Origin of the sequence: Kytococcus schroeteri (assembly GCF_002847825.1) — a bacterium.
Taxonomy (GTDB): domain Bacteria; phylum Actinomycetota; class Actinomycetes; order Actinomycetales; family Dermatophilaceae; genus Kytococcus; species Kytococcus schroeteri.
The window spans coordinates 22,104-45,841 of record NZ_PKIZ01000020.1; the positions used below are offsets into that span (position 1 = coordinate 22,104).

General features: G+C 74.5%; 20 protein-coding genes. 4 read left to right on the forward strand and 16 right to left on the reverse strand.

The features are described from left to right. Positions 1–57 precede the first annotated feature (57 nt). Entirely contained in the window at positions 58–1,554 is a 1,497-nt protein-coding gene (gene guaB / locus CYJ76_RS09815; protein ID WP_070703657.1) for an IMP dehydrogenase, read from the reverse strand. A 153-nt stretch (positions 1,555–1,707) separates the two neighbouring features. Here guaB and CYJ76_RS09820 point away from each other — a divergent pair, with 153 nt between their 5' ends. Continuing rightward, a complete protein-coding gene (locus CYJ76_RS09820) occupies positions 1,708–1,998 on the forward strand; it encodes a WhiB family transcriptional regulator (RefSeq protein ID WP_070703659.1) in 291 nt (96 codons plus the stop codon). Between the two features lie 3 nt (positions 1,999–2,001). Here CYJ76_RS09820 and CYJ76_RS09825 read toward each other — a convergent pair whose 3' ends face one another. The 4 genes from CYJ76_RS09825 to CYJ76_RS09840 all read right to left on the reverse strand — a co-directional run bounded on the left by CYJ76_RS09825 (position 2,002) and on the right by CYJ76_RS09840 (position 5,820). Beyond that, positions 2,002–2,229 carry an RNA-binding S4 domain-containing protein gene (locus CYJ76_RS09825; RefSeq protein ID WP_070703661.1) on the reverse strand — a complete coding sequence of 76 codons (228 nt, stop codon included), beginning with the start codon at positions 2,227–2,229 and terminating at the stop codon, positions 2,002–2,004. A 132-nt stretch (positions 2,230–2,361) separates the two neighbouring features. Then, the gene (groL, locus tag CYJ76_RS09830) at positions 2,362–3,981 is read right to left on the reverse strand and encodes a chaperonin GroEL (protein ID WP_070703663.1); all 1,620 of its coding nucleotides are present in this window, start codon (positions 3,979–3,981) and stop codon (positions 2,362–2,364) included. Between the two features lie 108 nt (positions 3,982–4,089). Further along, positions 4,090–4,386, reverse strand: coding sequence for a co-chaperone GroES (gene groES, locus CYJ76_RS09835; protein WP_070706239.1), 297 nt, complete (start codon positions 4,384–4,386; stop codon positions 4,090–4,092). Positions 4,387–4,587: 201 nt separating this feature from the next. After that, positions 4,588–5,820: a phospholipase D-like domain-containing protein gene (locus CYJ76_RS09840; RefSeq protein ID WP_202820481.1), complete on the reverse strand. Its 1,233-nt coding sequence runs from the start codon at positions 5,818–5,820 to the stop codon at positions 4,588–4,590. Between the two features lie 94 nt (positions 5,821–5,914). Between CYJ76_RS09840 and CYJ76_RS09845 the strand changes: the two genes are divergently transcribed. Both CYJ76_RS09845 and CYJ76_RS09850 read left to right on the forward strand, forming a co-directional pair. Beyond that, entirely contained in the window at positions 5,915–7,249 is a 1,335-nt protein-coding gene (locus tag CYJ76_RS09845) for a THUMP-like domain-containing protein (protein WP_101849997.1), read from the forward strand. An 84-nt stretch (positions 7,250–7,333) separates the two neighbouring features. Then, a complete protein-coding gene (locus tag CYJ76_RS09850) occupies positions 7,334–10,615 on the forward strand; it encodes an efflux RND transporter permease subunit (RefSeq protein ID WP_101849998.1) in 3,282 nt (1,093 codons plus the stop codon). Between the two features lie 69 nt (positions 10,616–10,684). On the opposite strand, the gene CYJ76_RS09855 is transcribed toward CYJ76_RS09850, so the two are convergent. From CYJ76_RS09855 to alr, 9 genes are all read right to left on the reverse strand, one after another. Continuing rightward, the gene (locus CYJ76_RS09855; protein WP_070705157.1) at positions 10,685–11,371 is read right to left on the reverse strand and encodes a potassium channel family protein; all 687 of its coding nucleotides are present in this window, start codon (positions 11,369–11,371) and stop codon (positions 10,685–10,687) included. A 66-nt stretch (positions 11,372–11,437) separates the two neighbouring features. Beyond that, a complete protein-coding gene (locus CYJ76_RS09860; RefSeq protein WP_202816713.1) occupies positions 11,438–12,916 on the reverse strand; it encodes a TrkH family potassium uptake protein in 1,479 nt (492 codons plus the stop codon). An 11-nt stretch (positions 12,917–12,927) separates the two neighbouring features. Continuing rightward, the gene (locus tag CYJ76_RS09865) at positions 12,928–14,715 is read right to left on the reverse strand and encodes a glycoside hydrolase family 3 N-terminal domain-containing protein (RefSeq protein WP_101849999.1); all 1,788 of its coding nucleotides are present in this window, start codon (positions 14,713–14,715) and stop codon (positions 12,928–12,930) included. Beyond that, positions 14,715–15,767, reverse strand: a complete 1,053-nt coding sequence (gene tsaD, locus CYJ76_RS09870; protein WP_070706012.1) for a tRNA (adenosine(37)-N6)-threonylcarbamoyltransferase complex transferase subunit TsaD — start codon at positions 15,765–15,767, stop codon at positions 14,715–14,717. Before tsaD ends, CYJ76_RS09865 begins: the two co-directional genes overlap by 1 nt. Beyond that, positions 15,764–16,333, reverse strand: a complete 570-nt coding sequence (gene rimI / locus CYJ76_RS09875; protein ID WP_238138217.1) for a ribosomal protein S18-alanine N-acetyltransferase — start codon at positions 16,331–16,333, stop codon at positions 15,764–15,766. The genes tsaD and rimI overlap by 4 nt, the downstream gene beginning before the upstream one ends. Next, entirely contained in the window at positions 16,330–17,025 is a 696-nt protein-coding gene (tsaB, locus tag CYJ76_RS09880; RefSeq protein WP_101850000.1) for a tRNA (adenosine(37)-N6)-threonylcarbamoyltransferase complex dimerization subunit type 1 TsaB, read from the reverse strand. Before tsaB ends, rimI begins: the two co-directional genes overlap by 4 nt. A 35-nt stretch (positions 17,026–17,060) precedes the next feature. After that, positions 17,061–17,537 carry a tRNA (adenosine(37)-N6)-threonylcarbamoyltransferase complex ATPase subunit type 1 TsaE gene (tsaE, locus tag CYJ76_RS09885; protein WP_101850004.1) on the reverse strand — a complete coding sequence of 159 codons (477 nt, stop codon included), beginning with the start codon at positions 17,535–17,537 and terminating at the stop codon, positions 17,061–17,063. 32 nt (positions 17,538–17,569) lie between these two features. Beyond that, positions 17,570–18,472 (reverse strand): alpha/beta fold hydrolase, encoded by a 903-nt coding sequence (locus tag CYJ76_RS09890; protein ID WP_180802276.1) that lies wholly within the window; start codon positions 18,470–18,472, stop codon positions 17,570–17,572. After that, entirely contained in the window at positions 18,469–19,662 is a 1,194-nt protein-coding gene (alr, locus tag CYJ76_RS09895; RefSeq protein ID WP_101850002.1) for an alanine racemase, read from the reverse strand. The genes CYJ76_RS09890 and alr overlap by 4 nt, the downstream gene beginning before the upstream one ends. 105 nt (positions 19,663–19,767) lie before the next feature. On the opposite strand from alr, the gene mptB reads away from it, so the two are divergent. After that, positions 19,768–21,321 (forward strand): polyprenol phosphomannose-dependent alpha 1,6 mannosyltransferase MptB, encoded by a 1,554-nt coding sequence (gene mptB, locus CYJ76_RS09900; protein WP_168168480.1) that lies wholly within the window; start codon positions 19,768–19,770, stop codon positions 21,319–21,321. Positions 21,322–21,356: 35 nt separating this feature from the next. On the opposite strand, the gene CYJ76_RS09905 is transcribed toward mptB, so the two are convergent. Further along, positions 21,357–22,157, reverse strand: coding sequence for an HAD-IIA family hydrolase (locus CYJ76_RS09905; protein WP_168168479.1), 801 nt, complete (start codon positions 22,155–22,157; stop codon positions 21,357–21,359). A gap of 26 nt (positions 22,158–22,183) precedes the next feature. Further along, complete coding sequence (locus CYJ76_RS09910) at positions 22,184–23,272, reverse strand: tetratricopeptide repeat protein (protein WP_180802277.1); 1,089 nt, start codon at positions 23,270–23,272, stop codon at positions 22,184–22,186. Positions 23,273–23,738 lie beyond the last annotated feature (466 nt).

Genomic DNA, 23,738 nt, shown 5'->3' on the forward strand with positions numbered 1-23,738 from the left:
CGAGGGCCTCGACCGGTGCACCGGTCGAGGCCCTCGTCATCGCGCGGGGGCGCGGGGTCAGCGGGAGGTGTAGTTGGGGGCCTCCATGACCATCTGCACGTCGTGCGGGTGGGACTCCACGAGGCCCGCCGAGGTGATGCGGACGAACTGCCCGTTGGTCTTGACCTCGGCGATGGTGCGCGCACCCACGTAGAACATCGACTGACGCAGGCCTCCCACCAGCTGGTAGACCACGGCGGCCACCGGACCGCGGTAGGCCACCTTGCCCTCGATGCCCTCGGCGATCACCTTGTCGTCGTCGGACACGTCGCCCTGGAAGTAGCGGTCCTTGGAGTAGGACACGCCGCGGCCGCGGGACTGCATGGCCCCGAGCGAGCCCATGCCGCGATAGCTCTTGAACTGCTTGCCGTTGATGAACATCATCTCGCCGGGCGACTCCTCGCAGCCGGCCAGCAGCGAACCCACCATCACCGCGTCCGCCCCGGCCACCAGCGCCTTGGCGATGTCGCCGGAGTACTGCAGGCCACCGTCGGCGATGACCGGGACACCGGCCGGTCCGGCAGCCCGCGCCGCCTCGTGGATCGCGGTGATCTGGGGGACGCCGACGCCGGAGACGACGCGCGTGGTGCAGATGGAGCCCGGGCCCACGCCCACCTTGACGGCGTCCGCGCCGGCCTCGACGAGGGCCTGCGCGCCGGCGCGGGTGGCGACGTTGCCCGCCATCACGTCGACGTGCGCGGCCGACGGCTCGGCCTTCAGGCGGGCGACCATGTCGCACACCCCGCGGGAGTGGCCGTGGGCGGTGTCGACCACGAGGAGGTCCACGCCGGCCTCCACGAGGGCCATGGCGCGCTCCCAGCTGTCGCCCCAGAAGCCGACGGCCGCACCCACCCGCAGGCGCCCGGCGTCGTCCTTGGTGGCCAGCGGGTACTGCTCGGTCTTGGTGAAGTCCTTGACGGTGAACAGGCCCTTGAGCACGCCCGCCTCGTCCACCAGCGGGAGCTTCTCGATCTTGTGCTCGGCCAGCCTGGCCAGGGCGTCGTGCTTGTCCACGCCCACCGGGGCGGTCACCAGCGGGGTGCGGGTCATGACCTCGCCCACGCGGCGGCCCATGTCGGTCTCGAAGCGCAGGTCGCGGTTGGTGATGATGCCCACGAGGCGCCCGCCCTCGTCGACCACCGGCAGGCCGGAGACCCGGAAGCGGCCGCACAGCTCGTCGACCTCGGCGAGGGTCGCGTCCTCGGTGGTGGTCACCGGGTCGGAGATCATGCCGTTCTCGGAGCGCTTCACGCGGTCGACGGCGGCTGCCTGGTCGGCGATGGAGAGGTTGCGGTGCAGGATGCCGATGCCGCCCTGCCGGGCCATCGCGATGGCCATGCGGGCCTCGGTCACGGTGTCCATGGCCGCCGACAGGAGGGGCACGGCGACCTCGATGCGCTTGCTGATGCGGGTGGACGTGGCCACCTCGCTGGGGATCACGTCACTCTCGTGGGGGAGCAGCAGGACGTCGTCGTAGGTGAGTCCGATGGGCGCGAAGGTGTCCGGGTTCTCCATGGCACGAGTTTATCCGCGCCACGGTTGTGGTACATGTCACACACCGGGCCTGCATGGTGCCGGGGCTCCCGGGGTAGACCCCTCCCCGTGGGCGGATCCCCCCCCCACCACGGACGACCGCCCGTAGACCAGCGACGCAGACGAGGTTCCTTCTTGGACAGCACGGCACGCCAGCCCGGACCGGTCGCCGACCTGTGGGACTGGCAGCACGAGGGGCTCTGCCGGACCACCGACCCCGAGGAGTTCTTCCACCCCGAGGGTGAGCGGGGCGAGCGCCGCCGACGCCGCGACGAGCGCGCCAAGCGCGTGTGCCGGCGCTGCCCCGTCATCGAGAAGTGCCGCGAGCACGCCCTGGCCGCCCGCGAGCCCTACGGCGTGTGGGGCGGCCTCACCGAGGGCGAGCGCGAGGAATTGCTCGACCGCTCCGAGCTCAAGGGCGCCTGAGGCTCAGCCCCGCTCCACCCGGATCTCCCCCACGGGGGTGCCCACCACCTGGCCGGGCCGCACCTTGCGCCCCCGCTGCGTGCACACCTCGCCGTCCAGGGTCACGTCGCCGGCCTGGATGACCTCCCGCGCGATGGCGCCGTCGTCCACCACGTTGGCCAGCTTGAGCACCTGACCCAGCTGGATGTGCTCGTCGGTGATGGTCACGGTCAGCGCGTCTGCCTGGCTCATGGGGCCAGTCTCCCCCATCGGCTGCGCCCGGCTCCCCCTCCCGCCGGCCGGCACGGCGACGGGGCCGGGGTCCGTGGTGGACCCCGGCCCCGTGGCCGGTCGACGGGTCACGCGGCGCGCGACCCGCGGGACTCAGTGGCTGTGGCCGTGCCCGTGGCCGTCCTCGTCGTCCTCCTCGGCGGGCTTGTCCACCACCAGCGTGTCGGTGGTGAGCACCAGGCCGGCGATGGAGGCCGCGTTGCGCAGGGCGGAGCGGGTCACCTTGACCGGGTCGATGATGCCGGCGGCCACCATGTCGACGTACTCGCCGGTGGCGGCGTCCAGGCCCTCGCCCGCCTTTGCCTCGGCCACCTTGGCGGCGGCCACGTGGCCCTCGAGGCCGGCATTCTCGGCGATCCAGCGCAGCGGCTGGTTGAGCGCGGCCTGCACGGTGCGCACGCCCACGGCCTCGTCACCGGAGGTGGAGGACAGCAGCTCCCCGAGGGAGGTCGCGGCCTGGGTGAGGGCGGTGCCACCACCGGCGACGATGCCCTCCTCCATGGCCGCACGGGTCGCCGCCACGGCGTCCTCGATGCGGTGCTGCTTCTCGGTGAGCTCGGTCTCGGTGTGGGCGCCGACCTTGATGACGCACACGCCGCCGGCCAGCTTGGCCAGGCGCTCCTGCAGCTTCTCGCGGTCCCAGTCGGAGTCGGTGTTCTCGATCTCCTTGCGGATCTGGGTGACGCGCTCCTCCACCGCGGCGGCGTCGCCGCCACCGTCGATGATGGTGGTGCTGTCCTTGGTGATCTGCACGCGGCGTGCCTGGCCGAGGGACTCGACACCAGCGGAGCTCAGCTGCAGGCCGACCTCCTCGGAGATGACCTCACCACCGGTGAGCACGGCGATGTCCTGCATCATCGCCTTGCGGCGGTCACCGAAGCCGGGGGCCTTCACGGCGGCGACCTTGAGGCTGCCGCGCACGGTGTTGACCACCAGGGTGGACAGGGCCTCGCCCTCCACGTCCTCGGCGATGATGACCAGCGGCTTGCCGGTCTCGACGACCTTCTCCAGCAGCGGCATGAGGTCGGCGATGTTGGAGATCTTGCCGCCGTGCAGCAGCACCAGGGCGTCCTCGTGGACGGCCTCCATGCGCTCGGCATCGGTGACGAAGTAGGGCGAGAGGAAGCCCTTGTCGAACTGCATGCCCTCGGTGTAGTCGAGGGTCAGCTCGGTGGTGGAGGACTCCTCCACGGTGATGACGCCGTCCTTGCCGACCTTGTCGAAGGCCTCGGAGAGCAGCTCGCCGACCTCGGGGTTCTGGGCGGACAGGGCCGCGACCTTGGCGATCTCGTCCTTGCCCTGCACCGGGCGGGCGGCGGCGGTCAGGTGCGCGTCGACGGCCTGGACGGCCTTCTCCATGCCGCGCTTCACGCCGGACGGGCTGGCGCCGGCGGCCACGTTGCGCAGGCCCTCGCGCACCATGGCCTGGGCCAGCACGGTGGCGGTGGTGGTGCCGTCGCCGGCGACGTCGTTGGTCTTGGAGGCGACCTCCTTGACCAGCTGGGCACCGAGGTTCTCGTAGGGGTCGTCCAGCTCCACCTCACGGGCGATGGTGACGCCGTCGTTGGTGATGACCGGCTGGCCGTAGGCGCGCTGCACCACGACGTTGCGGCCCTTCGGGCCCAGGGTCACCTTGACGGTGTCGGCGAGCTGGTTCACGCCGCGCTCCAGCGCCTTGCGTGCGTTGTCGTTGAACTCGAGCATCTTGGCCATGGATGGCCCTCCTCGCGGGAAAAGTCGGGGGTACGGCGCGAGCCACGCCCGCCCTCAGGGCTCGGGCGTGGCTCGCGGGTGGGCGCCGTCGGTGCGGCGCCGGGGAACTCAGCGCTCGATGATGGCCAGCACGTCGCGGGCGCCCAGGATGAGCACCTCCTGACCGTCGTACTTGACCTCGGTGCCGCCGTACTTGGAGTAGATGACGCGGTCGCCGACGGAGATGTCCATCGGCACGCGCTCGTCGCCGTCCTCGTTGAAGCGGCCCGGGCCGACGGCGATGACCTCGCCCTCCTGCGGCTTCTCCTGGGCGGTGTCCGGGATGACCAGGCCGGAGGCGGTGGTCTGGGCGGCCTCGACGGCCTTGACGACGATGCGGTCCTCGAGGGGCTTGATGGTGGCCATGGGACCTTCCTCTCTCTGGGAGTGGCGCCGGGCGGGGCCCGGGGCCGGGGTGCGGTGTTCAGTCGGCGCCGTCGGGGTGGTCGCTGCCGGGTCCGTCGCGGTGGCCCCGGAGCTGGCACCCGGTGGCGCTGAGTGCCAGCACCAAATCTAGGGCGGCCTCTGGCACTCGGTCAACTCGAGTGCCAGAGGCCACCGGGGCGCTCAGAGCAGGGGCTGGAGCGGCTGCAGGAGCCGCTCGATGCCGCGGGCCCACCAGGCCCTGCCCCGCCACTCGGCCAGTGTCAGCTGCCGGCAGTTGGTGAGGTCGCGGCGGAAGATCTCCTGCATGTGGGCGGCCTGCCCGGCGTCGAGGATCTCCAGGTTGACCTCGTAGTTGCCGGTCAGCGAGAGCCGGTCGATGTTGGCCGTCCCCACCGTGACCCACACGCCGTCGACCACCGCGGTCTTGGCGTGCACCATCGCGTCCTGGTACAGCCACAGCTCCACCCCGCCGGAGAGCAGCTGCTCGAAGTAGTAGCGCGCCACCCAGTCGGCCACCACGTGGTTGGAGCGCTCCGGGAGGATCACCTTCACGTCCACCCCCCGCCGCCGGGCGCGGAGCAGCTCCTCGAGGATCTCCCTGTCGGGGATGAAGTAGGCCTGCGTGATCCAGATCGTCTCGTCGGCCCGGTCGATGGCCTCCAGGTACATGCCCCGGATGGGGAAGAGCAGCCGCGAGGGCGCGTTGCGGTGGGCCTGCACCGGCAGCCCCCAGGCCCGGCTGCGGCCGTCGCTGAGCTCGGGCTGGTCCTCGTGCCGGTGGCGGTTCCAGAAGTCGATGAAGACGTTGACCAGCTCGGCCACCGCTGCCCCGGTGACCCGCACGTGGGTGTCGCGCCACTGCGTGGCGTACTCCTGGCCCACGTTGTAGCCGCCCACGAAGCCGACCTCCTCGTCCACCACGAGGATCTTGCGGTGGTCGCGCCCCCAGTGGCGGGGACCGAGCAGCACGTCCGGGGTCACCACCGGGTACTCCAGCGTGTGCACGCCCGGCGGCCAGCGCTTGAACTCCCGCGGCACCACGAGGTTGGCGAACCCGTCGAAGACCACGTGCACGGCCACGCCGCGCTCGGCGGCCTCGCAGAGGGCCTCCTTGAAGGCCCGGCCCACGGCGTCGCCCTTGAGGATGTAGCTCTCGAAGAAGATCTCGCGGCGCGCCCCGCGGATGGCCTCGAGCATGTCGGCGAAGACGTCGCGCCCGAAGGTGTAGGTGGTGATGGTGGTGCGGTCCAGCGAGCTCTCCACCGGCTCCACGGTGGGGAACGAGATGACCTCGGGACTGCGGCGCTTGCGGCGGCGGTTGCTCACCACCAGTCCCGCGACGACGGCCGCCTGCGCGACCGCCTGTGCCCCGAGCCCGTAGGCCACCACCTTCGCGACGGTGCGGTGCGGCACGTCCCCTCCTCGACTCGGCTCCTGGCGTTGGGCCAGTCTAGGGCGGCGCGGCCGGCCCCCGGGGCGGGCCACCGGCGGTGGGAGACTGCCGCCCATGAGCCACGCCCCCGACCCCGATGACCCCCTGGCCGGCGTCGACCTGCTGCGGAGCGTGGCCCCCGGATCCGACCCCGCGCTGGACGCCCTCGTCGCCGAGGCCCGGGCCACCGGGGACGCGTTCGCCGCGGCCGCCCTGCTGCGCGGCGCCGGCTTCGCCCCCGAGCGGGCCGCCGCCGCCCTCTCCCAGGCCGAGCTGCGCGCCACCGGCACCGCCAAGCTCGGTGAACGCGCCGCGGGGATGCTGCTCACCCGGGCCGGTCTGGAGCAGGCCACGCGCTGGCAGGTGGCCGAGCTGCACGGGCGGGTCCTGGCCGCCGCCGGCATCGAGCAGGTGACGGATGTGGGGTGCGGGCTGGGGGCCGACACCTGGGCGCTCACCCGGCACGTGCCGGCGGTGACCGCCCTGGAGGCCGATACCGAGACCGCCGCCGCCGCGGCCCACAACCTGGCGGGCACCGGTGCCGTGGTGGAGCACCGCGAGGTGGACGCCTCGTGGCAGCCGCCCGCCGCCCCCGAGGCGGCCCGCTGCGCGCTGTGGTTCGACCCCGCCCGCCGCACCGGGGTGGCCGACGCCCGGGGACGCGCCCGCCGCGTCAGCGGACCGACCGGTCTGCGGCCCTCCCTCGAGCTGGTGACGACGCTGGCCGGGCGGGTGGGCCTCACCGGTTGCAAGGTGGGGCCCGGCTGGCGCCACGGTGACGTGCCCGCCGGGGCCCACGCCCAGTGGGTGAGCCACGACGGCGACCTCGTGGAGGCCGTGCTCTGGATGGGCCGGGCCCTCGCCTCCCCCGGCGGAGCCCCCGACCCGCTGCGCCCGGTGGCCGGGGCGCACTCGGCCACCCGTCTGGACCACGACGGCACCGTGCTGGCGCACACCGACTCCACCGCCCTGCCACCCTCCCCCGCCGGCATGCCCGGCCACCGCGTGCTCACCAGCGAGGACGAGCTGGGCACCCACCTGTGGGAGCCCGATCCCGCCCTGGCGCAGGCCGGGCTGGTGGGCGTGGTGGCGGGCGGCGCCGCAGAGGCCCGGGCGGCCGAGCTGGGTACCGGCGTGGGGTGGATGACGGCCGACCTGCCGGGCGACCCCGCGTGGGTGCGCACCCACCGTGTGGTGGAGGTGATGGCGCCCCGCCCCAAGGTGCTCTCCGCGTGGGCCCGCCGCCGGGAGGTCGGCGAGCTGGTGCTGCGCAAGCACGGGTCGTCGCTGGACCCGGCCGTGGTGCGCCAGCGGATCCGGACCCGGGGCGACCAGCGCCGGGTGCTGCTGCTCACCCGCATCGGGGACCGGCAGGTGGCCGTCGAGATCGAGGCCCCGGCGGAGCCCTAGACTCTGCGCGGGTGACGGTGACCGGGGGACGTCCCGGGGCGGTCGACCCAGCCGAGTCCCGCACCCGCCCCGGAGGTCCCGCACATGACTGCCCTTGCCCGCCTGAGCCTGAGGAACAGGGCGTTGGTGGCCCTGGCCACGGTGCTCACCCTCGTGCTCGGACTGTTCTCCACGTCCTCCCTCAAGCAGGAGCTGCTCCCCTCGCTGGAGTTCCCCCTGGTGGTGGCCGTGACGCCCGTGCAGGGCGCCGACTCGCAGGTGGTGGAGTCCCGCGTCACCGTGCCGATGGAGCGCGCCGCCGAGCAGCTCGACGGCATCGAGAAGGTGGAGTCCACCAGCTCCAACGGCCTCTCGGTGGTGCAGGCCACGCTCACCTACGGCACCTCCCTGGACGACGCGAAGGCCGCGCTCCAGGCCGAGGTCTCGGGCATGGACCTCCCCGAGGGGGCCGAGCCCCAGGTGATCGTGGGCGCCTTCGACGCCTTCCCGATCATGCAGGTCTCAGCCACCGGCGGCGGGAGCACCGACCAGCTCGTGGAGCGCCTCAACGACAGCGTGGTGCCCGCGCTGGAGAAGATCGACGGCGTCCGCGAGGTGCAGCTCAGCGGCGTGAAGGACCAGCAGGTGCGGGTGGACCTGGACCCGGCGAAGGCCGCGAAGGCCGGCGTGACGCCGCAGGCCGTGGCCGCCGCGCTGCAGTCCAACGGCGTGGTGGTGCCCGGCGGCACCCTCAACGACGGGGACCAGTCCCTGGCCGTGCAGGTGGGGGCGAGCTTCCAGGACGTCTCCGAGCTGCGCGCGCTGCCGCTGGCCGCCCAGCCGGCCACCGGTGGCGAGGGCGGGCAGGACCCGACCGCACAGGACCCGACCGGGCAGGTGGCCCACGGGCAGCAGGCAGGCGCCACCGCCGCGGCCTCCTCCCCGTCCTCCCCGGTGACCCTCGGCGACGTCGCCAAGGTCACCCTCGCCGACCCGCCGGCCACCGGCCACACCCGCACCGACGGCCGACCCGCCGTCACCCTCGGCATCGTCAAGACCCCCGAGGGGAACACCGTGGGCATCTCCCACGACGTGTCCGACGCCCTGTCCGGGCTGCAGGACGACCTCGGCCAGGACGGCCGCCTCACCGTCGTGTTCGACCAGGCGCCGTTCGTGGAGCAGTCCATCCACGACCTCACCACCGAGGGCCTGCTGGGCCTCGGCTTCGCCATCCTCGTGGTGCTGCTCTTCCTGCTCTCGATCCGCCTGACGCTCGTCACCGCGGTGTCCATCCCGCTCTCGCTGCTCGTGGCGATGATCGGCCTGCACCTGGCCGGCTACTCGCTGAACATCCTCACCCTCGGTGCGCTCACCATCGCCGTGGGGCGCGTGGTGGACGACTCCATCGTGGTCATCGAGAACATCAAACGCCACGTGGACGGCGGCGAGCCCAAGGCGCAGGCCATCCCGCGCGCCGTGGCCGAGGTGGCCGGTGCCGTGACCTCCTCCACGCTGGCCACCGCGGCGGTGTTCCTGCCGCTGGGCCTCGTGGGCGGACAGGTGGGCGAGCTCTTCCGCCCCTTCGCCCTCACCGTCGTGGTGGCCCTGCTGGCCTCCCTCCTGGTGGCCCTCACCATCATCCCGGTGCTGGGCTACTGGTTCCTGCGCAGCCGCGACGCCGGCGACCTCACCGAGGAGCAGCGCCTGGCCGCCCTGCACTCCGACGACCCGGACTGGCTGCAGCGCGGCTACCTGCCCGTGCTGCGCACGGTCATCCGCCGCCCCCTGCTCACCTGCCTGGCGGGCCTGCTCGTGTTCGCCGGCACCGTGGCCTCCGCCGGCCTGGTGAAGACCGACTTCATGGGCTCGGCCGGCGACACCCAGGTGAACGTCACCCAGGAGATGCCCGCCGGCACCACCCTGGAGGCCACCGACGCCGCCGCCCGGAAGGTGGAGGAGGCCCTCGCCGGCATCGACGGCGTGAAGACCGTCACCGCCACCGTGGGTGACACCGGCGACGGCGCGGCCGCCATGACCGGTGGCGGCTCGAGCTCCTCGCAGTTCTTCGTGGCCATGGACGACGAGGCCGACGCCGACGCGGTGCGCACCACCATCGAGGACCGGCTGCAGGACGTGCCCGGCACCGTCCGCGTGACCGGCGCCTCGGAGGACCCGTCGATGGGCCGCACCCAGGTGGTGGTGCGCTCCGACGACGAGAAGGCCCTGGAGGAGACCGCGCGTGCCGTCGAGAAGGCCGTCTCCGGTGTGCAGGGCGCCACGGACGTCTCCAACAACGCGGCCGACACCATCCCCGCCGTGCGCGTGGAGGTCGACCGCCAGAAGGCTCAGGCCGCCGGGCTCTCCGAGGCGGTCGTCGGCCAGCTCGTGGCCGGCGCGCTGCACGGCGCCCCGGTCGGCGAGGTGACCCTGCGGGACGCCGCCCACCCGGTGGTGGTCGTGCAGGGCGAGAAGCCGACCTCCGTGGCCGCGCTGAGGAAGCTGCCGGTGGGCGCCGGTCCGAAGGGCCCGCTCACCCTGGCCGACGTGGCCAGCGTCAGGAAGGTGGAGTCGCCGGTGAGCATCACGCGCACCGACGGCCAGCGCTCGGCCACCATCACCGCCGTCAACGACACCGACGACCTCGGTGCCTTCACCCGGGATCTCACCCAGGCCGTGGACGGCGTCGACGTGCCCGAGGGCGTGGAGGTCTCCGTGGGCGGCGAGAGCGAGGAGCAGGCCGAGGCCTTCGCCCAGCTGGGGCTGGCCATGCTGGCGGCCATCGGCATCGTCTACCTGATCATGGTGGCGGCCTTCCGCTCGATCGTGCAGCCGCTCATCCTGCTGGTCTCCATCCCCTTCGCGGCCACCGGCGCCATCGCGATGCTGGTGCTCACCCGGGTGCCGCTGGGCGTGGCCGGCATGATCGGCGGCCTGATGCTGGTGGGCATCGTGGTGACCAACGCCATCGTGCTCATCGACCTGGTCAACCAGTACCGCGCCCGCGGGCTGTCGATCGAGGACGCCGTGGTGGAGGGCGGCCGCCACCGCCTGCGCCCCATCCTCATGACGGCGCTGGCCACCATCTGCGCGCTCACCCCGATGGCGTTCGCGCTCACCGGCGGCGGGGCCTTCATCAGCCAGCCGCTGGCGATCGTGGTGATCGGCGGCCTGCTGAGCAGCACGGTGCTCACGCTGCTGCTGGTGCCGGCGCTGTACGTCATCGTGGAGCGCGTCGGCCGCCGGTTCGGCCGGGACCGCGGGCAGGAGGCCGGGGAGGCCGAGGGCCTGCCGGCCCCCGGGGCGGAGGGGTCGGCGCAGGCCGCCCCCGCCCGTCCGGCGCGCGGCGGGGCCACCGCGCTCGACGGGTGGCGACCGGCCGGCGCCTGACCCGCGCCACGACGAGGGGCCTGCCCCGGGGAGAGCCCCGGGGCAGGCCCCTCATCGTGGGTGGCGGCCTCAGTCGGGCAGGTCGGTGAGGCTGCAGAAGGCCTCCACCCGGTCGGTGGGGCCGGAGACGATGAGCTCGTCGCCCCGCCGCACCACCGTGTCAGCCTGGGCGTAGGTGAAGTTCTCGCCGGTGCGCTTGAGCCCCACGATGGTGACGCCGTGCCGGCTGCGCGGCAGCGACTGCGCCAGCGGCAGGTCCCAGGTCTCCCGGGGCGAGCGCGTGCGGGCGATGGCGAAGCCGTCCTCGAAGCCCATGTAGTCGGTCATCCCGCCGGCCACGATGTGGGCGACGCGCTCCCCCATCGACCAGTCGGGGTAGATGACGTGCTGCACGCCGATCTTGCCCAGGATGCGCCCGTGCTTGCGGGTGATGGCCTTGGCCCACACCTCGGGCACACCCGCCTCGACGAGGGCCACCGCGGAGAGCACGCTGGCCTCCACGTCGTTGCCGATGGCCACCACCGCGCGGTCGAACTCCCCCACGCCCAGCTGGGCCAGGGCGGCGTCGTCCGTGGCGTCGGCCTGCACCACGTGCTCGATCTGACCGGACCACTTCTGCACGATGGCCGGGTCGGTGTCCACGCCGAGCACGTCGATGCCCTGGCGCGAGAGCGAGGCCGCCACGGCGCCGCCGAAGCGGCCGAGGCCGATGACGACCACCGAGACCTGACGGGGGCGGGGGTTCCTGCCGAGCATGGGGCTCCTTCGGTGCGGACGGGGTGGGTGCGGGCGGGGTGGGTGCGGGCGGGGACGACCGGGCGGTCAGCCCACGATGGGGCGTTCCTCGGGGTGGCGCACCACGGGCCGGCGCCGCCGCAGCGCGAGCGCGGAGGCCGCGGTGATGGGGCCCACGCGGCCGAGGAACATCAGGGCCATGAGGATGAGCTGGGCCGGCGGCGGCATCGAGGGGGTGATGCCGAGCGTGAGCCCCACGGTGGCGAAGGCGGAGACCACCTCGAAGAGCACCTGGTCGAAGCTGAAGCGGGTGAGCATCAGGATGGCGATGGTCGCCGCCGTGACCAGCCCCACGGCCAGCAGGGCCACCGAGAGCGCCTGGCGCACCACGGCCTGGGGCACGCGGCGGTGGGCGATGACGACCTCCTCGTCACCCCGCACCTCGGCCACCATGACGAACCAGAGCAGCAGGAAGGTGGTCACCTTGAGACCACCGGCGGTGCCCGCCGACCCGCCACCGATGAACATGAGCAGCGTGGTGATGGCCTCGGTCTCGGGACGCACCTGCCCGTAGTCCACCGAGTTGAACCCGGCGGTGCGCGGGAAGACGCCCCCGTTGGCCCACGCGGCCAGCAGCTTCTGGGAGGGCTCCATGCCCGCGAGGGTGCCGGTGTTGCGCCACTCGAAGACGGTGAACGCCACAGTGCCCACGAGCAGCAGCCCCACCGTGCCGGCCAGGGTGAGCCGGGTGTGGATGGACCAATGGCCCGGCGCCCGGGAGGTGCGCTGCGCCCAGGTGCCCGGCACCGACCCGTCGGCCTCGGACTCCAGCGGTCCGTACCCGCCGGCCGGGCCGCGGCGCGCGCCGGGACGGGTGCGGGCCAGGTGGCGCACCACCTCGGCGATGACGGGGAAGCCGAGGCCGCCGAGCACCACGGCCACGGTGATCGGCAGCACCAGCCAGGGGTCGGTGACCACCGGCACGAGGTTGGTGGACCACAGGGCGAAGCCGGCGTTGTTGAACGCCGAGACGGCGTGGAAGACCCCGTGCCACGCGGCGGTGGGCAGCGAGTCGTCGTAGGCGATGCGGAAGCGCACCGTGAGGGCCACGGCCACCAGCGCCTCGATGAGCAGGGAGATGCCGATGACCCGGCGCACCACGCCGCGCACGTCACCGGGGTCCAGGGCGTGCGTCTCGGTCTGCGCCCCCAGGCGGGCCCGCATCCGCATCTTGCCGCGCACCACGAGCGTGAGCAGGGTGGCCAGGGTCATCACACCGAGGCCGCCCACCTGGATGAGGCCGATGATGACCGCCTGCCCGAAGGGGGTCCAGTAGGTGGCGGTGTCGACCGTGACCAGCCCGGTCACGCAGACCGCGGACACGGTGGTGAAGGCGGCCACGAGCAGCGGGGCGGACCCCGGCTCCCGCGTGGCCGCGGGCAGCATGAGCAGCAGGGTGCCGGCCACGGCGGCGGCGGCGAAGCCCGCCAGGACGAGGCGAGCGGGGTTGCTCACCAGGACACCCCAGATCGAGGCGCCGGGTGCGCGGCGCAGGCGGAGGCTCACGACCCGGCAGCCTAGTCCTGCCCGTCGCCGGACCCGCCCGTGTCGCAGGTGGTCCCGGTCACGCGGTCGCCCACATCCACCGGCAGAGTGCCGGCGGGGGTGACCCGCCCGACCAGCGCCTCGGCCACGGCCTGCAGCTGGGCCGGGGTGTCGCCGAAGGCGGCGAGCCGCACCGGGGCGTCCACGGCGGCCAGCGCGTAGGGCGTGTCCAGCGCCACCGCGGCGTCGGCGGACCCCGCCGACGAGCCCCCGGCACGCTCCGAGGCGGCCTCCTCCGGCATCGAACCGTCCTCCACCTCGCCCGCGGCGTAGTCGCCGCCGTCCACGAGGCGCACCGTGGCCCCGCCGGTGCCCTCCCGGACGCCGACCTGCCGGAGCGCGGCGGTGAGGCCAGCCCGCTGGGAGGCGGTTCCCCCCACCACGCGGGCACGGTCACCGGCGTCCAGCGCGTGCACCTCGCAGGAGCCCAGGCTCGTGAGCGAGGCCCGGGCCAGCCGTCGGGCCTGGTCCTCGCCGGCGTCCAGTACCGAGGCCGGAGGCTGCTCCCCCACCTGCAGGCTCGCCGCCACCACGTGGGCGGCCGCCTCGCGCAGCCGCTCCTCGGGCAGGGTGCCGTCCTGGACGGCCTCCACCACGGCGGCCCGCGCGGCCTGCGGGTCCGGCGGCAGGAGCAGCAGGTCCGCGCCGGCCAGCAGCGCCGCCACGGAGCGGTCGTGGCCGGTGGTCGCCTCGGCGGTGTCCAGCGCCCCCATGTTCAGGGCGTCGGTCACCACCAGCGGGTCGGCGCCGTCCTCGCGCAGGTGGCCGAGCAGCGCCGCGCTCAGGCTCGCTGGCAGCCGGTCCACCGCGGGCACGGCGATGTGGCCGGTCATCACCGGCAGGTCGTGCTCCGCGAGCGCCCGGAAGGGCACGAGGTCGCGCTCGGTGAGTTCCTGCCAGGTGGCGTCGGTCGAGGGCAGCCCGTGGTGGCTGTCGCTCTCCAGCCCGCCGTGGCCGGGGAAGTGCTTGGCCACCGGCACGATGCCGGCCGCCCGGTACCCCTCGGCCAGGGCGGTGGCCACCCGGGCCACCCGCTGCGGGTCCGCGCCCGGCGAGCGCACGCCGATGGTGGGGTCCTGCGGCCCGGCGGTCACGTCCGCGTCGGGGGCGAACACCATCGTGAAGCCCAGGGCGCGCAGCTGCTCGCCGCTGAGGCGGGCGATCTCGCGCGAGAGCTCGCCGTCGGCGGCGGCGCCGTGCGCCATCGCCGCGGGCAGGGGCGTCACCGGTTCCTCGATGCGGCGGACCGGTCCGCCCTCCTGGTCCACCCCGACCACGGCCGGCCAGGTGCGCCCGGAACGCTCCTGGGCGCGCTGCACCTGGGCGGTCACGCGGGGCAGGGCGGCGGGGTCGTCCGGCACGTTGCTGTCGAAGAGGATGACGCCGCCGAATCCCTCTCCCACCAGCCGGTCGGCGTTGCGGCCCGAGGAGCCCTCGTACCCGGCCACGATGACCTGCCCGGCCAGGGCGCGGGTGTCCAGGTCGGCCACGAGCTCCTCGGCGCGCGCCACCGCGTCGTCCCAGGCCAGGTCGGGACCGGTGGCCTGCGGCGAGGGGTCGCCGCTGCTGTCCGACGAGGGGTCGTGGGGCGAGGACGACGGGGACGACGAGCCGGACGACGAGGGAGTCTCCCCCGGCGTCGGGCCGGCGGCCTCGCTGCTCGGGGCGCCGCTCCCCGAGGAGGGCGCGGGCCCGGGCCCGGAGCACCCCACGAGGAGCGCACCGGCCAGGACGGGCGCGACCACGTGGCCCCAGCGCATCAGACCTGCACCTCTGTCACCGGCTGGGAGGAGCTCGACGGCAGGTCGAGCCCCGAGGGCGTGCGGCCGCGCGCCACCATCTGGGCCCCGAGGGCCGCCACCATGGCACCGTTGTCCGTGCAGAGCCCGGGCCGGGGCACGCGCAGCCGGATGCCGGCGGCCTCGCACCGCTCCGTGGCCAGCGCACGCAGACGCGAGTTCGCGGCCACCCCACCGCCCAGCATCAGGTCCTGCACCCCCTCGGCGCGGCAGGCGGCCACGGCCTTGCGGGTGAGAACGTCCACCACGGCCTCCTGGAAGCTCGCGGCCACGTCGGCCACCGGCACCGCCTCGCCGTCGCGCTCCCGGGTCTCCACCCAGCGCGCCACGGCGGTCTTCAAGCCGCTGAAGGAGAAGTCGAACTCGTGGCGCTCCAGGTCGCGCCGGGAGGTGAGCCCGCGCGGGAAGTCGATGGCGATGCGGTTGCCCTCGCGCGCCGCCCGGTCGATGTGGGGGCCGCCGGGGAAGGGCAGGCCGAGCACCCGCGCCACCTTGTCGAATGCCTCACCGGCCGCGTCGTCGATGGTCTGCCCCATCGGCCGCACGTCGCAGGTGATGTCCGGCACCATGAGCAACGAGGAGTGCCCCCCGCTCACGAGCAGGCTCATCATCGGCTCGGGCAGCGGGCCGTGCTCCACGACGTCCACGGCCACGTGCGCGGCCAGGTGGTTCACGCCGTAGAGCGGCTTCCCGAGCCCCATGGCCAGGGCCTTGGCGCTCGCGGCCCCCACGAGCAGTGCACCGGCCAGGCCCGGCCCGGCCGTCACGGCCACGGCATCCACGTCCTGCAGGCGCACCCCGGCGTCGGCGCACGCCTGCTCGATGGTGGGCACCATCGCCTCCAGGTGGGCGCGGCTGGCCACCTCGGGCACCACGCCCCCGAAGGCGGCGTGCTGGTCCATGCTGCTGGCGACGGCGTCGGCCAGCAGGGTGGTGCCACGGACGATGCCCACGCCCGTCTCGTCGCAGCTCGTCTCGATGCCGAGCACCAGGGGCTCGTCGGGGCGCGTCATCGGGCGCTCACCTCCAGAGGGTGGGTGGGGTCGTGCGGGGTCGGGTCGTGGGGCGCCGGGGCGGGCTCCGCGACCTGGTCGAGCAGCAGGCGCAGCACGTGCGCGTCCACCGGCCCGTCGGGGCCGCGGTAGTAGCCGCGGCGGACGGTCAGCTCGGTGAAGCCCAGGCGCCGGTAGAGGGCCAGGGCGGCCACGTTGTCCGAGCGCACCTCCAGCAGCAGCGCCTCGGCGCCCTCCTGCCGCGCCCGGCGCACGAGGTGGTCCATCACCCGGCGGCCGAGGCCGGCACCGCGCGCCGTGGGGTCCACGGTGACGGTCATGACGTCCGCGGTGCTGCCGCCGTGGTCCAGCCCGGCGTAGGCCAGCACCCGGCGGGTTCCCGGCACGGCCGCCCCGGTGGACGCGGCGTCCACGGCCACGACGTACTCGCGGCGGGGCGCTGCCAGCTCGGCCCACCAGGTGGCCTCGGTCCAGCCGTCGTGCGGGTGGGCCTCGGCCTCCATCGCCACGAGCTGGCCCAGGTCGCGCCAGTGGGCCGGGACGATCTCCACCGCCGGGGCGCTCACAGCAGCACCCGCTTGCGCTGGCCGGGCGTCTGCGAGTCGGGGCGGCGCAGGTAGAGCGGCTCGGTGCCGGTGAGGCACTCCGGGTGGTCCACCGCGAGACGGGCCAGCGCGGCGGCGTCCACGTCGGGTCCGGCGCCCACGCGGCGCCCGGTGAACTCCTCCGGGTAGAGGCCGGCGCCGGCCCCCACCACGGGCAGGGCCCGCAGCGCGGCCGGCAGGTCCGCGGCGCGCCCCACCTCGGGGCCGGCCACCCGCTGCAGGCCGCTCGCGTAGTGGGCCCAGTAGACCTCCTTGCGGCGGGCGTCGGTGGCCACCAGCAGCGGCTCGTCGGCGGCCACCCCGCCGGCCTCCCGGGCGGCGGCGGCCAGGGCGTCCAGGCTGCACACCCCGTGGAGGCGCGCCCCGGAGGTCAGGGCCAGCACGCGGGCGGTGGCGATGCCGACGCGCAGGCCGGTGAAGGGCCCGGGCCCGGTGCCCACCACCACGTCGGTGACCTCGTCCACGCCGACCCCGGCCTCGGCGAGGGCCTGCTCCACCACCGGGGCCAGCTGCTCGCCGGCGGCGCGGGCGTCCACCACGGTGCGCACGGCGAGCACCTCGCCGGGCACGCCCGCGGCCTCCTCGACGGCGGGCGCCCCGGAGTGCACGGCGGCGGTGACGGCAGCGGTCGAGGTGTCCAGGGCCAGCAGCATGGGGGCCAGCGTAGTTGCCGGCCCCTTCCCCGACCTCAGGGCAGTGCGCGGCGCAGCAGGGCCGAGAGCTCGGCGAGCCGCGCCTCGTGGCCCTGCCACTCCCCCACCGCGGCCACCTCCACCTGGCGGGTGACCTGGTCGGCGTCGTCGGCATCGCGCCCGGTGGCCCGGCGCACGGTCACCTCGAGCCAGCGGTCGGTGAGCTGCTCCACGAGACCGGCACCCCACTCGGCCACCAGCACGGCGCCGGCCAGGTCGGTGTCGAGGTCGATCTCGTCCACCTCGTGGCGGCTGCCCAGGCGGTAGGTGTCCACGTGCACCAAGGCGGGGCCCTCCCCGGCCGAGGGGTGCACGCGGGAGATCACGAAGGTCGGCGAGGTCACCTCTCCGGCCACGCCCATGCCCTCACCCAGCCCGCGGGTCAGGGTGGTCTTGCCCGCACCCAGCTCCCCGGTGAGCACCAGCACGTCCCCGGCCCGCACCCACCGGCCCAGGCGGCGGCCCAGCTCCATCGTCTGCTCGGCCGTCGAGGCCTCCACCACGCTCACGCGCACTCCCTCACCAGCTGCAGCACCGCGCCGGCCACGTCGTGGGGGTGCTCCACCATGAGCAGGTGCCCCGCCGCGGGGACCACCTGCAGGGTGGATCCCCGGTGCAGGGCGGCGATCTCCTCGGAGTGGGCCAGGGGCGTCATGCGGTCATCATCACCGATGAGGACCAACCCCCGGCAGTCCAGCGAGCGCAGCGCGTCGCGCCCGTCGTGGGCCAGCACCGAGGTGAGCAGCTCGGCGAGAACGCGGTAGGGCACCCGGTGGTGCATGGCCTGCACCTGGCGCAGGGTCGACCGGGAGGGCCGGCGGTGGAAGTTCGAGCGCGCCAGGTGGGCGAGCTCCACCTCCCGGGCACCGCCACGGGGGGCGGGGCGCACGTCCGGTCCCGACCGGGCCGCACGGGCCATGACCCGCGGGGCGATCTGCCCCACGAGGGGGCCCACCAGGGCTCCGGCGCGAACCGGCAGGCCGAAGGGGGAGGAGGCCATGCCACCGGGCGAGGTGGCGAGCCACACCATCGCGTCCACACGGCGGGCGATGGCCTCGTGCCGGGCCAGCACCCGCATCAGCACCATCCCGCCCATGGAGTGCCCCACGAGCACCAGCGGCCGGCCCTCGGGCACGTGCAGGGAGCGCAGCACGGCGGCCAGGTCGTCGGCCAGCACGTCCAGGTCCAGGGGCTGCTCCCCCGCACGCGACCACCCGTGGCCGGCCAGGTCCGGGCGCACCACGCGCACGCCGCCGGCAGCCAGGATGCGGGCCATCGGACCGAAGATGCCCGAGCCCAGCGCGTACCCGTGCACGAGCACCACGGTGGCCGGCGCGTCGTCCTGCGACGGCCCGTGCTCCACGGCGTGCAGCTCGCGGTCCTCGCGGGTGATCCAGTGGTGGATCACGCGTCGTCCCCCACGAGCACCCGCGGCACCCGCGGCCCGAGGCGGGTGACCACCTCGTAGCTGATGGTGCCGGCGACCTCGGCCCAGTCCTGCGCCGTGGGGCCGCCGTCGGTGCCGTCGCCGAAGAGGACCACCTCGTCACCCACGGCCGCCGGCGGCTCGGCCCCCGTGGCCTCCCCGAGGTCCACCACGAACTGGTCCATGCACACCCGCCCGGCGATGCGGGCCGCCAGCACCGAGCCCGACCCGCCCTCGGCGCTGCCGGGGCGCACCTGCACCGGGGCGGCGTCCGAGACCGCCCGGGGGATCCCGTCGCCGTAGCCGAGCGGCACCACACCGAGCCACCGGTCGGTGGCCGTGACGTGCGTGAACGAATAGCTCACCCCGCTGCCGGCGGGCACGCGGCGTACCGCCGAGAGGGGCGAGGTCAGGGTCATCGCCGGGCGGAGGCCGAGGTCGGCAGCGGTGTGCAGCTGCGGCACCGGCGAGAGCCCGTAGGCGGACAGCCCGGGCCGCACCAGGTCGTAGGCCAGGTCCGGGCGCGTCACCACGGCGGCCGAGTTGGCCAGGTGGCGCCACCGGGGGTCCAGTCCGGCACGGGCCACCACGGCCAGCCCGTCCTCGAACGCGTCACGTTGCACGTCCACCGACGGGTGCCCGGGGTCGTCGGCGCACGCGAGGTGGGAGAACACGCCCTCCACCCGCAGCACGCCCTCCTGCTCGGCGCGGCGGGAGGCGGCCACCACGTCCTGCCAGTCGCCGGGGGCCACGCCGCCACGACTCATGCCGGTGTCCAGCTCGAGGTGCACGGTCGCCCGCACGCCCGCCTCCCGGGCGGCCGCCACCACGCGGTCGAGCACCCACCGACTGCCCACTCCCACGGTCACCTCGTGCTCCACCAGCGGACCGAAGGCGGTGGCGGGAGTGGGCAGCCAGGCGATGACGGGCCCGCCCACCCCGGCCTCGCGCAGGGCCAGGGCCTCCTCGGGCCGGGCGACGCCCACGATCGCGACCCCCGCGGCACGAGCTGCCCGGGCTGCGGCCAGCGCCCCGTGCCCGTAGCCACCGGCCTTGACCACACCCATCACGTCGGCGTCACCGGCCCACTGGGCGCACCGGGTGAGGTTGGCGCGGATCGCTGAGCTGTCGACGAGTGCCCGGGGGCCCTCCGGGGCGGGATGGGTGTGCATCGGCCCATCGTCCCACCCACCCGTCGACGGAGATCCCCGGTGCCACCCTCACTTACGATGGGGCCCGAATCCACACCACCTGCGGGGAGGTCCACGCCGTTGCGCTTGTCCGAGCTGAGCACACCCATGCTGACGGCGTGGCGCGACGGACGAGTCCGATGGGGCTTCCTGGCCTCGCTCCTCATGGCCCTGGGTGCCCACACCCCGCTCTTCCTGCCGCGGATCAACCCCGTCGAGCGGGTGGCCTGGCTGCGCTGGCTGCTCTCCCCCGAGGGCTCGCTGGGCGCCACCGTGGTGCTCCTGGCCGGCACCATCGGCCTGGCCACGGCCTGGCTGCGGGTCCGGCCGCGCAGCGACCGCCCGGCGCCCCCGATGCGCGCCACCATCGTGTGGTGGTCCCTGCCGATGGTGCTGGCACCGCCCCTGTACAGCCACGACGCGTACTCCTACGCGGCCGTCGGGTGGATGCACCGCATCGGCCTCAACCCGTACGAGATGGGGCCGGGGGCCGTCAGCGGCTACTTCCGGCAACAGGTGGACCCCTTCTGGCTGCTCACGCCGACCCCCTACGGCCCGCTCGCCCTGGAGGTGCAGCGCTGGCTGGTGGTCCTCGTCGGTGAGCGTCCGTACCCGGCGGCCGTGGCCATGCGCCTCATGGCCCTGGCCGGCATGGCGCTGCTGCTGTGGGCCATCCCGCGCCTGGCCCGGTGGGTGGGCGTGCGCGGCGACGTGGCCCTGTGGTGGGGCGTGGCCAACCCGCTGACGCTCATGCACTTCGTGGGCGGCGCCCACAACGACGCCCTGATGGTGGGCCTGCTGGCCTTCGCCCTGTGGGTGAGCACGCGGGGCCACCCGTGGTGGTCGCTGGTGCTGGCCTCGGCCCTCATCGCGGCGGCCACCGCCGTCAAGCAGCCGGCAGCCGTCGGTCTGCTGGGCACCACCGCCCTGTGCACCGCCCGCATGCACCCGCACCTGCTCGGGGGACGTCGCTCGAGCCTCCTTCCCACCCCCGGGGAGGCGTGGCTCTCCAAGGCGTGGCCCGACGTGAAGCGCCTCTTCGTGCCCTCCGTCGTGGCCGCGGTGGTCTTCGCCGCCTCGTTCGCCGCCATCACCTGGGCCACCGGGCTCGGCTACGGCTGGATCCCGGCGCTCTCGGTGCCCGGCATGGCCGCGGGCCTGTCCCCCATCAGCCTCATCGGGGGGCTGCTCGCCTCGGTGGCCACTGCCCTGGGCCTGCCCGATGCGGGGCCGGTCGTCAAGGGCGTGCTCAAGTACGCGGCCACGGCCGTCACGGCCTGCATCGTGCTGCTGGCCTCGCTGCGGGTGCTGCGCATCGGCGGCCTGGCCTTCACCGCCTGGACCCTGCTGGCGGTCGCCCTGCTCGGGCAGACGGTGCACCCCTGGTACGTGCTGTGGGGCCTCCCGCTGCTCCCCCTGGCGGGCATGCGCCCGGAGGTGGAGCGCGTCACCCTCTGGCTCACCTACGCCGTCGTGGCCTACAGCCTCTTCGACACCGGTGCCCGCGCCGGCCAGGTGGTCATCGGCCTGGCGTGCGTGGTGGTGCTCTTCTTCATCTTCCGCGGCCGGCAGCCCGGTCAGGACGCGCGCGGGGTCGACCACCGCCTCGACCTCGTCGAGGAGGACCCCGAGGCGCTCTGAGCCGCCGCTCGCCCACTGGGTGCAGCGCCCCGGCCTCAGCCGAACGTGAGCTGCGAGAGGTCGTCCACCACGTGGTCCGGCACCTTCTCCGAGGCGCCCTCGCCGGCGGCCCGCTCGACCTCGGGCCACCCGTGCACGCCGGTGGCCACGAGCACGCTGCGCAGCCCGGCCCGGTTCGCCCCCAGCACGTCGGTCTCCAGCCGGTCCCCGATGCCGGCGACCTCACCGGCGGTGAGCCCCAGCCGCTCCAGGGCCAGCGTGTAGCTGCCGGTCTCGGGCTTGCCGGCCACGAGCGGCTCGCGCCCCGTGGCCCGGGCCACGGCGTCCACGTACGCCCCGTTGCCCGGTGCCACACCCCAGGCGGTCGGCAGGCCGGCGTCCCGGTTGGTGGCCACCCAGGTGGCCCCCCGACTGACGGCGTGCGCGGCGTCGTGCAGCAACTGCAGGGTGACCGTGGGGGCGTAGCCCTGCACGACGGCCCCGGCCTCGATGGGGTCGCTGGTCACCTCGAGGCCCTGGTCCCGGACGGCCCGGTCCAGGGCAGCCGACCCGGCCACGAGCACACGGGTCCCGGGGTCCACGGTCCGGGCGAGCACGTGGCTTCCCGCCATGGCCCCGGTGATCACCTGGTCCGGGGTCATCCGGACACCGTCCTGCTGCAGACGCGCGGCCAGCTCCTCCGGCCCACGGGAGGCGTTGTTCGTGAGGAACACGACGCGCAGTCCGCCGTGCATCCACGCGTTGAGCGACTCCACGGCCGAGTCGAAGACCCGGTCACCGGCGTGCACCACCCCGTCCACGTCGCAGACGAGGCCCCGCACACCCTCCAGGCGCACGGGACCTCGTGTGGGGAGCGAGACGCTCACTCCCGGCCCGCCTCCTCCTCGCCGTCCGGCTCAGTGCCCGGCTCCTCCGTGTGCGGCTCAGGTGCGTCGGCCTCGACCGTGTCGGCCTCCGCCGCGTCCTTGTCGTCCACGGTCCGCCGCCCAGCCTCCGCAGAAGCGGCCTCCCCCTCGGACGGCGTGGGCGCCGCCACGGGCGCCTCCCCCGCATCGGCGGGCGCGAAGTCCTCGAGGTCGTAGAAGACCCCCTCCTCGGGCTCGGGCACGGGGGCCTCACCGGTCTCGCCCACCGATTCGGCCTTCGCGTACCACTGGGCGGCCCGGTCGTCGCCCTGCTCCTGGAGGGCCTCAGCCAGAGCGAACCACAGCCGCCCGGCCATGGGATCGCTCGACTTCACACGGCCCGCGGGCGTCTCCAGCATGGCGACGGCCGCCGCCGGGTTGCCCAGGTCGCGGTGCGCACCGGCCAGCACGATGGCCATCTCCACCAGGCTCTCGGCCGACAGGTGCTGCGCCTCCCGCGACTCCGCGAGCTCCAGCGCCTTCTCGGGGCGCCCCAGACCCCGCTGGCAGTCGGCAACGAGCGGCAGCAGGTGGGTGGTGCCACCCAGACGCATCGCGGTCCGCAGCTCCCGCAGGGCGTCGGACCACTCACCGCGCGCGTAGTGCACCGTCCCCAGCGCCTCACGGGCCGACGGCACACGCCCGGCACGACGTGACGCGGTCTCCGCGTGGGCCAGGGCGGCGTCGAGGTCCTCGTCGAGGAACAAGTAGGCGCACTCGATGTGGGCTGCCACGCCCTTCATGTTGTCCTTCGACAGCGTCTTCAACTCGTCCCACACCACCTGACCGAGGGCCTGGCCGGTCACACCGTCCGGGATGGCGGGGTCGGGGCGACGTCCCTGCTTGGGCGCCAGGGCGCGCGCACCCGACGAGAAGTTCTCGGGACGGTCCCCGCGTCCGCCGCGCGTCGCGGAGTCACCACGGTCCCCGGCGCCCCGGCCGCCTCGACGGTCGCCGTCACGCCCCCGGAAGCCTCCCCGCTCGTCGCGGCCCCGGCCTGCCCCGGCGCGACCACCCCGTCGTCCCCCGTCGCGGCCTCCTCGCACTCCAGGTCCCCCACCTCGACGGTCCGGGAAGCCACCGGAGCGCCCGCCGCTGCGAGAGCCCCCACGCTCGTCACGGGGACGGCGCCCCCACGTGGAGTCCCCGTCACGCTCAGGGGTCGAGGGGCTGTCAGGTCGGTCAGACGTCATGGCGCGATTCTACGCGGGCACCCACCGGGCCCCGGTGGCCCCGCTCCCCACCGCGGCCCCCCCCTGGCCCGGTGACCATTCCACCCCCGAACCCCCGCGTACCGGGTTCTCGTCAGGCCACTTGGGTGGCTGCTCGTCAGGGCACCACCACCTGGTGCCTCCCGGGCCCACGGCGCGTCCCCGCCCACGGATGAACCCCCGGGCCCCACGCCAACAGCGACCCGCCAGACGGAAAGAATCCCGGGAATGGTTTCAGCCCCGCCCAACAACAGTTGGGCGGGGCTGAAACAAACGTTGAGTTCGGCGGTGTCCTACTCTC